General features: G+C 70.6%; 8 protein-coding genes. 1 reads left to right on the top strand and 7 read right to left on the bottom strand.

The window, feature by feature from the left end:
- Window positions 1-17: 17 nt before the first annotated feature.
- From ACSMXX_RS09120 to ACSMXX_RS09095, 6 genes are all read right to left on the bottom strand, one after another.
- The gene (locus ACSMXX_RS09120; protein WP_473183529.1) at window positions 18-1,190 is read right to left on the bottom strand and encodes a protein kinase domain-containing protein; all 1,173 of its coding nucleotides are present in this window, start codon (window positions 1,188-1,190) and stop codon (window positions 18-20) included.
- Complete coding sequence (locus ACSMXX_RS09115; RefSeq protein WP_473183528.1) at window positions 1,187-2,254, bottom strand: serine/threonine protein phosphatase; 1,068 nt, start codon at window positions 2,252-2,254, stop codon at window positions 1,187-1,189. The genes ACSMXX_RS09120 and ACSMXX_RS09115 overlap by 4 nt, the downstream gene beginning before the upstream one ends.
- Before the next feature lie 134 nt (window positions 2,255-2,388).
- Window positions 2,389-3,681, bottom strand: coding sequence for a hypothetical protein (locus tag ACSMXX_RS09110; protein WP_473183527.1), 1,293 nt, complete (start codon window positions 3,679-3,681; stop codon window positions 2,389-2,391).
- A gap of 98 nt (window positions 3,682-3,779) precedes the next feature.
- On the bottom strand, window positions 3,780-6,089 hold the full coding sequence (locus ACSMXX_RS09105; protein ID WP_473183526.1) for a hypothetical protein: 2,310 nt from the start codon (window positions 6,087-6,089) through the stop codon (window positions 3,780-3,782).
- 166 nt (window positions 6,090-6,255) lie between these two features.
- A complete protein-coding gene (locus tag ACSMXX_RS09100; RefSeq protein ID WP_473183525.1) occupies window positions 6,256-6,597 on the bottom strand; it encodes a hypothetical protein in 342 nt (113 codons plus the stop codon).
- Window positions 6,598-6,784: 187 nt separating this feature from the next.
- Window positions 6,785-7,291: a cupin domain-containing protein gene (locus ACSMXX_RS09095; RefSeq protein WP_473183524.1), complete on the bottom strand. Its 507-nt coding sequence runs from the start codon at window positions 7,289-7,291 to the stop codon at window positions 6,785-6,787.
- Window positions 7,292-7,560: 269 nt separating this feature from the next.
- Between ACSMXX_RS09095 and ACSMXX_RS09090 the strand changes: the two genes are divergently transcribed.
- Complete coding sequence (locus ACSMXX_RS09090; protein WP_473183523.1) at window positions 7,561-9,813, top strand: LamG-like jellyroll fold domain-containing protein; 2,253 nt, start codon at window positions 7,561-7,563, stop codon at window positions 9,811-9,813.
- Window positions 9,814-9,951: 138 nt separating this feature from the next.
- On the opposite strand, the gene ACSMXX_RS09085 is transcribed toward ACSMXX_RS09090, so the two are convergent.
- On the bottom strand, window positions 9,952-12,759 hold the full coding sequence (locus tag ACSMXX_RS09085; RefSeq protein ID WP_473183522.1) for a LuxR C-terminal-related transcriptional regulator: 2,808 nt from the start codon (window positions 12,757-12,759) through the stop codon (window positions 9,952-9,954).
- Between the last annotated feature and the right edge of the window lie 114 nt (window positions 12,760-12,873).

The raw sequence follows: 12,873 nt of genomic DNA, 5'->3' as shown, positions 1-12,873 counted from the left end.
GCGGTGAATGCCAGAGGTCAGGCGCGGCGGTTGCGGTCCCCCAGATTGATCCGTACGCGGGAGGGGCGCCGTCCCGGCGGCTCCGCGGGGGTTTCGCGCTCCGGTGACGCGGAGCGCTCCGATGCGGGTGACTCCTCCGGAAGCGGTCCGTCCGGGGACTTCGGTCCGGGGCCGGACCGTCCCGGCGACTTGAGATTCGTGCGGACCCGACTGGCACGCGTGGCCGGTGCCGCGCCACTTCCGTCCGAGGCCGGTTCCGCAGCGGACGCGGAGCGGGCGGCGGCCCCCGGTCTGCTGTGATGAAGTGCGCACACCTTCGCGTCGGACAGCATCTTCAGGAACGTCGCGATGCGGGGACGCATCCTCGGTGACGGGGAAGCCATCGCACGCAGCATGTTCGCCATCGAGTCCGAGAGCGCCGTGTGGAACTGCAGTGACTGGCCGGCGTTGACGGCGTCGGCCGGTGAGTCGTAGCGGTCGTCGTGGTAAGGGAGTTCTCCCGTGAGGTAGAGGTGGGTCATCAGGCCCAGAGCGAAGACGTCGACGGCGCACGTCAGCGACTTGGGGCCGGCATCTTCCGCGCGTTGCAAGTACCGGCGCCATTCGGGTGCTCCGTAGAGCGAGTCGCCCGCGATGGCCTCCGGTTCAGGCGGACTGCCCGACATGTAGGAGTCGTCGAAGTCGATCAACTTCGCGGAATGGAAGGCCGCGCCGTCGCGCTTCTGTACCAGTACGTTCTGCGGCTTGAGGTCTCCGTGCACGATGTCGATGGCGTGGAGCTGCTTGAGGCTGAGCGCCAGGGTCCTGAGAAGCACTCTCTTCTCGTGGGGTTCGAGGTCTTGCGGCTTCTCGATGCTCGACGTGTCGATCCGCTCGGTGACCTTGTAGTACGTGCTGCCTTCGTGGAAGAAGCCCCTGGCCAGTACGAGGTTGCCCCCACCGGGCGCAGCCGGGTCCAGCTTTTCCATGATCGCCAGATGACGTTCCTCGAACTCCCGCGCCGACTGCCTGCGGATCCGCACACTCTTCGTGTCGGCCGCGTCGTCACGGGGCCGCTTGGGTTCGAGGAACCTCTTGAGGAAGAACTGGGCGCCGTCCTTCTCGGCGAAGGCCCACATGCACTTGCCGCCGCCGGCGTTCGTCGGCTCACTCGTGATCTCGTAGCCGCCGATCACATCGCCTAGCTTCATGGGTGCTCCTGGGGCGGTTGCGGCATGAACTGCTCATAGCTGGCGCGGTAGTTGTCCCACGTCTCGTCCTGCCAGGCACGCATCCGGGCGTGCAGGGCGGCCCGGCTCTCGTCATCCGGTGAGGTGGAGGGTGACCGGGCCTCCGCCTGCTCCGGCCGGGCACCGGCAAGGTGTCGTTCCAGCTCGTGGAGACGGCCGCGGAAGGCCTCTCGCACGTCGGCGAACTCCCTACGACCGATGCACACGATGGCGAGAGAGGCATCGTCCGCCGTGTACTCCTGGACTCCGCGGCGGATCAGATCGGCCCACTCGCTCACATAGCGCGCCCGGTCGAGGGTGTCCAGGAGCAGGTATTCGAACTCGGACGGCGTGTTGACGTAGCCGAAGAAGCCGTCCGTCGCGACGACGAGCACGAACGGCGGATCGATCGGCAAGCAGCCGGAGTCGATCTCGAACTCCCTGTCCGCACATACCGTGTTGGTCATCGGTGGATCGGTGCGCAGCAGTTCGAGCGCGTCACTCTCGGGTGTGTGGTCCCGGGTGAGGACCTGAAGTCCCCGCACGGGCGTCAGAAGGTAAGCGCGTGAGTCACCGGCCCACAGAGGTCTCAGGTGGCACTCCGAACCCGCTCCCGTCCACCGGTAATGGACGGCGGCGAGGGTGGTGGGGAGCTGGCGGCGCATCGTGCCCCCGATCTTGCTCGTGCGCTGCGGCGCCTTGGAGAGGAAGTACCGCAGGTACTCGTGAAGGGTTCCCGGCCCGTCGTCGCTCTCTCCCCCCGTGGCCACGGCGTGGAACCAGTAGTCCGTCGCCATGCGCGCGGCCCGGGACCCGACCCACGCTCCTGTGTGGGACGCGCCGTCCGGGGACTGCCAGACCGATGCGGCTCCCGAGCCGCCCGAGCCGTCGAACACCGCGAGGAGCCCCTGCTTGCTCTTCAAGTGATGGGCGACGAAGGGTTCCGCGTCCTCGCCCCGGGCCGCCACCCTCTCCGTCCACACGGAGAGTGCCTGCAGGCCCTCGACGCTTTCGCTCCAGACCTGGTGTGCGGGGTCCGGGGCCACGGCCTGGGCGGGCCCTGCGAGCGGGTCCGGACCCTTACCGGAGTCCGCGGCCGAGGACGTCGGAGATTCCGGCGCGGCTGGTACCGGGGGCTGATCTGGCGATGCCGTTCCGAGCGACTCTGGGCCGGGATGCGTCATCGGCGCTCCCCGTTGCCGCCTCGCTCGCCGGGGGTTCCGTCTTCCTGTCGCTTCTTTGCCGTGCCGCGCACACGGCTCACACGCTGGTTCCCGGGCTCGTCCGGCTTCCTCGACCGGCCAGGTGGTTTCCCGGCATCGGGCGGTCCTGTCTGGGACGCGGCTCCACCGATACGGGAGACGCGCGCCGGCGGAGTCTCGTGCGGGGACGGCAGCGGCTCGTCCGGGGGCGGTGCGGACGGTGCCGCTGTATCGACGCCGCGCAGTCCGGAGATCCGCGGTGCCGGTCTGGCCGCGTCCTTCTCCCGCATGACCTCGCCCTTCAGCGGTTCATGCTCGCCCTTCGGCGGCGTATGAAGCGCGGGTCCACTCGCTTCGTCGCCGCGTCCCGCTTCCGCCTCCTCCATGGGAGCCGGCTCCAGCGACCTGGCTGCCGTGCCGCGCAGCCGTCCCCGGCGCGGTGCCGACCCGAAGAGCCCGTCGCCGTCGCGGAATGCCTCTTCCACGACCGCCCGTTCAAGTTCCGCCTGCTCGAAGGGTTCCCGGTCTGCGTCGCCCCGCTCCAGGACCATCCGTCTGACTTCGCGTCGGACTTCCCGCTTCTCTGCCTCGGCCTTCTCGATCCAGGCGAGGGCGGCGCGGGGGCCCTCCCGTTCCATGACGCCGGCAATGAGACCGTCGATGCCTTCCTCGCTGATCATGTCGAGATGCCGTCTGCGGCGCATTCCCTCCAGCCGGGTCTCGCGCTGGATGTTTCTGAACTCCCGTCCGCTGGTGGCGACTTCGTCCTCATCGACGAGGAGCTCCACCTGGACGGAGCGCAACCGGACGGCGTCGTCGCCGGTGAGGCCCGACAGGGCGTCGTTCAGGGCTCTCTCCGCCTCGTGGAATTCGGCGATGTCGTAGTTGCGGGCGACGCCACGCAGCGTCCTGCGCAGAGGGCCGTACAGCGCGTCGCTCATGTCGCGGATGCCGCGCGCGACCACTTCCGCCGGGTTCACAACGCGGCACACCAGATCGACCCGGCTGCGGAAGGAGAACCCCGGGTCCCGGCTCAACAAGGGGAAGTCGAGAATGAGCCGGTGCTCACCCAAGTCGACTGTGTACGCACGGTGGTAGAGGCCGAAATGCGGGGAGTCGATCGCCTCGCCGTTGTGGACCGTCAGCGAAGGACCGCTGCCGCGGTCGAGGACGAGCGCACGGCCGGGCCCCGGCGGGCGCAGCGGCTTCGTCAGCCGCCACATGGAGAGTTCTTCGCTGCTCACAATCGGGTCGTACGTCTGCTGCCCCACGGGTCCCTCCCCATTCGCCCTGCCTCTTTCTCTCCGCTTCATGACCTGGCTGCCGCCCGTACGCGTCCGTACATGCCGGCGCCGCACGCGTCGGCTCGTCAGGACGCCGACTCCAGCAGGCGGAGCAACTCCGCCGCGTTCCTGGAAGGTTGGTCGCGGTCGCCGGCCCACTTGTTCAGCCACCACAACAGCCGTTCGCGGTGTTTTCCCGGTTTGCGAGCGACCTCGAGGACGATCCGCCCGACTGTTTCGACAGAGCCGGGGACCTTGTCCATGTACTCGGTGACCCACTGGCGCAGCGCGTCGATCGCCGCATTCTGAACGGGGCGTCGGGCCAGTGCGCGGGCCCACAGCTCCGAGAGCCGCTCGATGTTCCGTGGAAGGTCACTCAGCAGCAGCGGCACTTCAGGTACGACGTTGCGTTTGCCTTCGGCGAGCGCGTCGGTGGGCTGATCGCAGGGACGTGACACGGCGAAGACGAACGCCGACAGCGACTTGACGACCAGGGGGGAGAGATCCTGCCGCCTTGACCATTCGAGGTAGGCGTCCAGAAGCGCCTCTGCCCGTCCCTGATGGATGAGATGAACGCCGCCCCAGGCGACCGATGGCAGGGTGCCCCAGTCGTCTCCCTGATCCAGTGCTTTGCGCAGCACGGACACCGCCCGGTCGGGGCGGTCGCGGCCGAGGATTCCGCCGGCCGCGTTCGCCGCCGTGCCCGCGAGCCGCCGCTGGTTCGCGGAGGTGCCGCTCCGTGCCCACTCGCTCAGCAACTCCCAGACGTCCCCGGCCGATTCGGACCGGTTCCCTGCAACGCCGAGTGCCGTGGCCGCAGCCTGGCGCAGCGGCCAGGATGTACTGATCGCCCAGGTCTTGAGGAAGCGGTGGACGGCGTAGTGGTGGTCGGCCCATACGAGGACACCCGCCGCGACCGATGCTCTCGCTCGGACCTCGAGGTCCTTGTGGGTCAGCAGCCGCCGCAGCCAGTCGAGAAGGACGTCCCGGCGGCCGTCGAGAGTGGTCCACGCGTAGGCGAGGACCACGTGGCCGAGTAGTGCGCTGCGGAACCGGACCCGAGGCGATGAGGCGGAGCCGCCTGCTTCGGCGGCGGTGCTCTCCAGCCGTAACCACCGCTGTTCATAGGCGAGACGGTCCCGGAAACGCAGATCCGGGGGTGCGGATTCGGGAGGCAGGAAGGCATTGCAGAGTTTCACGGCGGCATCCGCGACAGTGAGATAGCTCCCGCCCTCCAGCACCGCGGCGGACAGCGCGAAGGCGAGTGCTTCCGGGCCCCGGTGCTGATCGAACCAAGTGCGCACCTGATCGCTGGGGTCCCGGAGCGCGGCCACGGCCGCGGCCACGTCTCCACCAGAGTTGATCAGTGACGCCAGATCCGCCGCATGTCTCGCTGCGGGCCGTTCCCGCAGTGCGTTCGAAACTCCGGTGGCCTCCAGCATCCGTCGAACACCGGCCTCGGTCTCCGGGCCCGAGCCGTGGCCCAGCACCCGCTGCTCGACCACGGACACCGGGTCGACAGGCGCGAGTTCACGGCGGGCGACCGATCCGGTGCCGGCACCGGACAGAGCAACCGCGAGGTCGTGACCGCCCGTCAGCACCAGATGGCAACCCGCCGCCCTGAACGCCGAGGCCACGTTCGCCAGTTGTCTGATACCGCCACCCGCCCCCGATGCTCCGCGGTCGAATGCCCCCCGCCCCACCGGCGGGCCGGTCAACTCCCGTACTCCGTCGGGCCCGTCGTCGAGTACAGCGAGATAACCGCAATCCTTGGCAGGTGGTTCGAAGCCGGGCTTGAGTACGACAGCGGGATCGGTGATCCGGTGGCAACCGCCGCCGTCGGCACCGTCCAGTGCCATGGCCTCTGCCAGCAGGTTCACAGCGGTCGCTTCGCGTCCGCTTCCCGGCACGCCCGTGAGGACGAGTAGGTGCTGCTCGCGGAGGGCGTTCAGGGCGTCGTCGTAGCCGTGGGGGTGGACGAAAAGGCTGGTGTACTCGGTGAGTTCGCCCTCTTCCAGAGGCAGTGTGTCGGATCCGCCCAGGGGAGCCGGCCGGTGATCCCGTCCGTGTCCGGCGTTGAAGCCGCCCCCGAAGCTCACCGTGTCGTTGAACAGCGCGAGTGTGCCGATCCGGGTACCGGAGGCATCGGCATTCAGCCGCTCGGCTATGAGGTCGGCGATGGCGCCGGCCTGCTGTGCCTCCGTCCGTTCGGCGTCGTCCGGGCTCGCTGCTCCGCTCAGGGATCGCAGGGCTTCGGCCTCGCTCACCGGTCCGTCGTGGTCCTCGGACCGCTTCTCGGGCGCGGTGTCCTTCGAGGCTTCCGGCTCCGCGCCGGAGGCAGGGACCGGAGTGCTGTCCGTCCCGTTACGGGGATCGGTGTCGGGTTCCTCAGTCATAGCTCTGGTCTTCCGGAATCATGGGTCGTGACCGGGCGAGGTCCGGCGGCACCGTCGTGCAGTCGACGAGACCGTCCGGCGGCGGAATCCGGCCGGTGCCGGGCCGGCGCGGCTCGTGAAGGCCGCACGAAGGCGAGCGGGCGCAGAGGCGCCGAGGGGAATGTCCCTACGACACGTTCCAGTCCCCCTGCACCTCGACCTTCTCGTTGAAGACCTGCGCGTTCTTGATCAGTGCTGCGTTGACCTGCGGGCCTCCGCGCCCCTCAGCCGCCGCCGCGTCATCGACCATCTGCCGCACCTCCTTCTCGAAGGTCCGGTCGCGCAGCATGTGAGCAGCGAGCATGCGCTCCAACTCCTGATGAGCGCGTTCGTCGTCCGGCTCCTGTGTCACCCGGTCGAGCGCTTCCTCGGCGTCCTGGTCTCCGCGGAAACGCCCACGGAGCCGTTCCAGCAGGCGTGCCGCACCGTTCCAGCCCGCTCTTCCGGCCTCCTGGCCGGCAGTTTCCAAGGTTCCCTTGACGACTAACGCAACACCTGCCGCGGCCGCGGCTGTCACCGGATCCATCCTTTTCCCCCGACTCTCACCAACAGACAGGCGAGCCAATGTAAGTGGCTCCGCAGAGTTACCGGCGCGTTGAAGGCGGGGTTGGCCGAAACTCCACGCGACGAACACAAGTGGAGGCGATCCGCCGCCGCTACTCGCCGATCAGCTTCAGCCCGTACTTCCGCGTCAGCTCTGCGACCCATTCGTCGGAGAACGTGAGCCCGTGCAGGCGGCCCAGCTCTTCGCGGATGCGGAGGAACTCCTCGCGGTCCGGCGTGTTTTCGGCGGCCTCGCCGACCGCTTCGAAGAAGTCCTCGAAGCCCGCGGGGGAGAGGATCTCCAGGATCCTCGCCGGCTCCGGACCGGCGTTCCAGAAGGTGTGCATGATCCCGCGGGGCTTGAGGATGTACGAGCCGGGACCGGCGGTGGCCTCCTGGTCGCCCACGCGGGCGCCGACCCTGCCCTGCAGGATGTAGGAGAACTCGTCCTCGCGGGTGTGCGTGTGCGGTGGCACGAGCCGGCCAGGGGCGACGGGGTGCTCGACGACAGAGAACTGCTTGTCGCTCTCGTCGCCGCGGATCTTGAAGTCGATGCCCATGCCACCGAAGTCGATCGACTTTCCCTCACCCGGTTCGATCACGAAACGAGGGCCCTTCATGACGGCCTCCCAGGTGTCGCTTTCATCACCTTTCTTCCAGTTTAGCGGCGGCGAGAGGGTGCCCCGGGGGCCGCTGCCGGAGGCCCGCTCCGGCCCGCGGGCCGTGCCGTCCGGCGGAACCGGCCGCCGGGTCTAGGTACATATTGCTCATGTCTCGGCTGTCACCGGTCTGTGATTCTGGGTGAGGACCAGGTGCGGTCGCGGTGCTGCGTCCGCGCTCGAGAGTTCAGCTCCGGTCTCTTGGTTGAGACGCCGTCAACTGCACGGGAATGAACGAGCGGATGGTATTCACGCGACTGTCTGACGCCGAGCTGCGCCGGCTCGTCCAGGAGGAAGGGGAGCTGTGTCCGGGCGCGCGCGAGGAGCTGCAGCGGCGCCACCATCAGGGCGTACGCGCCTTCGCGGACGTCGCCGCCCCCTCGGCGGGCGAGGCACTGGCCGGGGAGGCCTGGGAGCAGGCGCTGCGGCCGCTGGACGAGGACATCACGGGTGCCATGCGTCCGCGTGCGCTCGCAGCCGTGCTGCGCACCGCGGCCGACTGGCTCGGTACGGACCGGCGGGGCGCGCTGGCACCGGAGCTCGTGAACTGGTTCGAGCCGGACGACGCGAGCGGGGACAGGGACGCTAGCGGCGACAGGGGAGGTAACGACGGCCTGGATGCGGGCGACGTGCTGGGCGCCGGACCGGGCGACGCACCTGGCGCCGTCCCTGCCGACGGCGCAGGCGCCGGCCGTCTCGCGGAGTTCCGCGCCTCCTCCCTGACGGCGCGGGCCTTCGAACTCCTCCCGGAACGCAGCCAGACGGTGCTGTGGCACCACGAGGTCGAGCACGACGACACCGCGGTCGTCGACCAACTGCTCGGCGGCGGACCCGAGGACGTCTCACTGCTCAACAGGCGTGCGCGCAGGGAGCTTTACAACAGCTACGTGAGTCTCCACCAGGAGACCATGGTGGACGACGCGTGCCGGCGCCTGCACCGGATGCTGCTGGCCTACGCGGAGCAGACGTCCATGAACACGCCGGGCGACCTCGTCTCGCACCTCGACCGGTGCGCGCACTGTGCCAGGGCCGTGGACGATCTGGAGCGCATGCGCTTCGAGTTCGGGAGCGTGCTGGCCGAGGCGCTGCTGCCCTGGGGAGGCGCCGACTACGCCCTCGCGGCTCACACCGTCTCCTCCGCGACCTTCGACGTATCCAAACCGTCCCCCCGGGAACGGTGGGCCACCATGGGCGCGGTCGGCCCGGGCGGAGCGGTGCCGTCCGGCAAGCGGCTCCTCGGTGCGCTCCGCGGCCGAGCGCTGGCGGTTCCCGGCGTCTCCGCCCTGGTGAGCGGCGAACGCAGCCCGCGTGCCCGCCGTCTGGTGCTGTCGGCCGCGCTCGTCGGTCTCTGTTCGCTCGTCGTCGCCGTCGCCTATACGGGCGGGCTGCGGCAGGGCGAGAACAGCGCCGCTCCGCGCCCGGGGAACACCTCGGGGGCACCGGCGCCGCCCCCCGGCGACGAGCCGACGGCCACGGCGACTTCGACGGTGACGGCGACGAAGCCACCGGGGAAGCCGCCGGGGAAGGGCTACAAGCCCGCATCTCCCGTGCGCGGAGCGGCACTTGAGTGGCTGTTCGACGCGGTGGACGACGGGGCCACGGTGGACACCTCGGGCAACGGCATCGACGGAACGCTCGACGGCGACCCCCTCCCGGAGCTCGCGAAGGGCGGCGCGCTGGAGTTCGCGGGGGAGCAGTCGGTGATCGCGGACGGCCCGGTCGTCGACACGACGAAGAGCTTCTCCGTATCGGCCCGCGCGAAGCTGAACGACACCGAGGAGTTCCAGACGGTGGTCAGCCAGGACGCCTCCTACATCAGCGGCTTCTCCGTCCAGTACGACCCCGACTCGGACCGCTGGGAGATGATCATGCCCGAGGAGGACGAGGAGGACGCCGACCTGATACAGGCCGGTTCCGGGTCCGCGCCCGCGGCCGGCAAGTGGACGTATCTGACAGGGGTTCACGACGCAGACGCCGGCGAGCTCCGTCTCTACGTGGACGGCAAACTGGAGGACACCGTGGGAACCGGCGAAGCCGAAGCGGACGGCGACCGGATCGAGGGCGAGTCCACCACCACCACCAGTTCCTCGACCACCACGACGACTTCGGGCGGCGGCTTCGGTTCGGACGGGGGCGGATCCGGCGGCGGGGGTCCCGGCGGCTTCGGCGGCGGCGACGGTGGCGGTGGAGCCGGTGGCGGCGGAGCCGGGGGCAGGTTCTTCGGGGAGTCGTCCGGGGGCGCCGGCGGGAACTTCAACTTCGGCCCCGGCGCGGCCGGCGACCTCGCCGACGAGGTCTTCCGCAGGACCACCGAGAGTCTGGGCGGGGTCTTCGAACCCATCGAGTCCGAGGGGGACTTCGCCGTCGGCCGCGGTCTGGCGGGTGAGGAGTTCGTCCGGGGCTTCGACGGCACGATCGACGACGTACGGGCCTTCAAGCGCGCGCTGACGGCCCGCGAGGCGGCGGCCCTGGCCGGACGGTGAGGGGGCGGGTGCGCGTGCGGGCAGGCTGACGTGCTCCGGCCGTCGCGGCCGGAAATCGCTTCCTTGCGCCGCAGAAGGCGACGGGCCGGCGCAGGAGCGACCGTTCGCCGGTGCTCGCCCCGTGGCGCCGCGCCCGCGTCAGGCGAAGTCCTCCTTCAGGTACTCCGTTCTGAGCGCACGCCGGCTCCGTACGCCCAGCTTGCGGTAGATGTTCTGGAGGTGGTTGTCGACCGTCCGTTTGGAGATCGTGACCGCCTCCGCCACCTCGACGTTCGTGAGGCCGGAGCACACGAGGCCGGCGATCTCCGCCTCCCGGGCGGTGAGGTGCTTCGCCGCCCCCAGCACCGTCAGCCCCGGGGTGCGGGCCTGCTCGCAGTGCCGCTGGAGTGAGAGGGCGAGGTTCTCGGCGGCCGTGGCCGGCCGTTGTTCACCGCGGTGGATCCACAGCGTGCAGGCGGAGGCGGCGGCCTCCGCGGCGACCAGCGACGCTCCGGTCTCCGCGAGCAGCCGGGCGCCGTTCATCAGCCTCTCGGGGTCCGCCGCGGCCAGAGCGGCGACGTACGAGGCACGGGCCGCGGTCAGTGCGCCGTCCGAGGTCCGCCCGATGTGGAGCAGCCGCGGCTCGGCGCCCTTCGCGTCGCCGAGCCGGGCGATGTCGGTGAGGATCCTGGCCTCGGCGGCGAGATGGCCCGCGGTCCGTGCGTCCTCCGCCGCCTCCCACAGCACGCTCCGCGCCGCCTGCTGCTTTCCCTGCGCGGCAAGCAACCACGCCTGGCCCAGCGGCAGTTCGGAGCGGAACATGCCCCAGCGCGGCAGACCCGCGCACGCGTCGACCGCCTTCGCCGCGGCCGGTACGTCCTGCATCAGGGCGGCGGCCTCGGCCTTGCGGGCCAGCGCGGTGTGCAGGGTGCCGGGGAAGGAGTTGCGCGAGGCGATGCACGCGGACTGGGAGGCCCAGCGCCGCGCCTCGGCGGGCCGGCCGAGCAGCAGGGAACAGCGCGCGAGGGCCGCGGCGATCACGGCCTCGGCACCGGCGACGTCGTCGGCGAGGGCCTCCTGCCAGCCGCGCTCGCCGGTCTTGTACGCCTCGTCGAGCCGGCCCTCCTCCTCCAGCGCGAACATCACGATGCCGAGGTACTCCACGGGGTGCGGGATCGCGGGCGACTCCTCCAGGCGCAGGCGTTCCTCGTACGCGTCGTGCGCCGCCTCCGTGCCCGCCCTCACCCTGCCCGTGGCCACGAGGGCGGTCGCCCGGGAGCCGTTTCCGAGCGCACCCGCGATGCAATTGCCGTCGGAACCGGGTCCGTCGACGACCTGCAGTGCTTCCTCGGGCCTTCCGAAGGCCATGAGGATGGCGCCGCGTGCCGCTGTCAGCACGTCCCGGTGGCGCGGTTCGCGGATCTCGTGCGCCGCCTCCGCGTTGACGTCCAGCGCCTTGCGCGCGTCGATGAACCCCCAGGCCAGCAGCCTCGATCTGCCGAGCGCGAGGAGCAGACGGTCGAACTCGCCGTCCGTACGTTCCGCCGCCTCCTCGAACACCCCCCAGGCGGTGTCGAGATCGCCCAGTTCGAACAGCGACTCGGCGAGCAGCACCCGGGAGAGGAAGTCCTCGCCCTCCCGGCACGCGGCGCGCGAAAGGTCGCGCACCTTGCGGAAGTTCTGGGTGCGGCGCGCCAGGGTCGCGGCGCGCAGCAGCGTGTCGGGGTCGGCGGTGCCGGTGGCGGCGAGCTGCCAGGAGGCGATGCGGATCTTGTCGGTGAACCTCTTCGCGCCCATCGCCCGCACCAGTTCGGCCTCGTCGCCGAGGATGCGCCTGCGTTCGGGGGAGGGGATGGCGGCGCGCAGCACCTTCTCGTGCGCTGGGTGGCGGAGGGAGACCGATTCGCGGCGGCCGTCGCGCAACGTCCGTACGAATCCCAGGACTTCGAGCTCGTCGAGCGCTCCGTCGGGAAGGCTGGAGGCCTCCACCGGCTGGCACAGTGCGATCCGGTTGAGCGTCCGGCGGGTTTCGGCGGAGACGCCCGCCAGGCGCCGCTCGGCCATCTCCGACAGGAGGGGGGTGGTGCCGACGTCGGAGATCAGCGTCCACCACTCCCCGTCGTCGACGAGGCTCTCCTCCGCCAGGGAGTGCAGGACGAACTCGCGCAGATAGCAGGGGTTTCCGCCGCTGACCCTGTGCAGCAGGGCGACCGTGCGCGGCTCGACGGGACCGCCCAGCACCCGGCGCAGCGCCTCTCCGGCCAACGGCTCGCTCAGGCCGCTGAGTTCGGCCCGCCGCGTCTGGCCGCCCGCCTGCAGTCGGTACGCGACGGGCCCGAGGTTCTGCAGGGAGCCGATCGTGCCGACGAGGAAGACGGCTCCCGCTTCGAGGAGTTGAGCCGTCAGCGATGCCGAGGCCTCGTCGAGTCCGTCGAGGTCGTCGACGACGAGCGTGAACCTCCTCCGGGGGCCGGTGCCCGGACGGCCGCCCGAGCTGCCCGTACCGCCCGGGCCGCCCGAGTTGCCCGCGCCGTCTGAGCCGCCTGCCCGGCCCGCCCCGGCTGCCTCGTCCGTCCCGCGTGCCCGGCGCGGTGCCCCGCCTGAGCAGCCCGCTCCGCACGCCCCGCCCGGGCCTCCGGCGGTTCCGGCCGCTCCCGCGCCCCGCCCCGTGAGCGCGTCGCGCGCCTTCCCGAACAGTGACACCGAGTCCTGGACGCCCGTCCCCTGGGGCAGCAGATGCGCCAACGAGGCCAGCGGGAAACCCGGTTCGGAGACGGCGATCGCCTTGCCGGTCGCATGGCCGCGCCGTTCGGCCCGCTCGCGGCAGACCTGCGCGAAGTGCGACTTCCCGATGCCCTGCGGGCCGTGTACGACGAAGGCGTGCCAGCGCTCGCTCGCCAGCGCCTCCTCGAAGTCGGCGATCTCCCGCTCGTGCCCGACGAACGGCCATGCTGTCGGAGCATCCACGGTCTCGCCCTCCTCGCAGGAAGTCGGCTCGCAGCAGATTAGGGACCCGGCGGCCGCAGCAACCCCCGTACGTACGGGAATTGGCAGATCTTGAGTGCCGGGAGCCGGCCCTGC

Source organism: Streptomyces sp. DSM 116795 (assembly GCF_055792905.1).
This window is presented reverse-complemented; position numbering and strand designations above follow the sequence as displayed.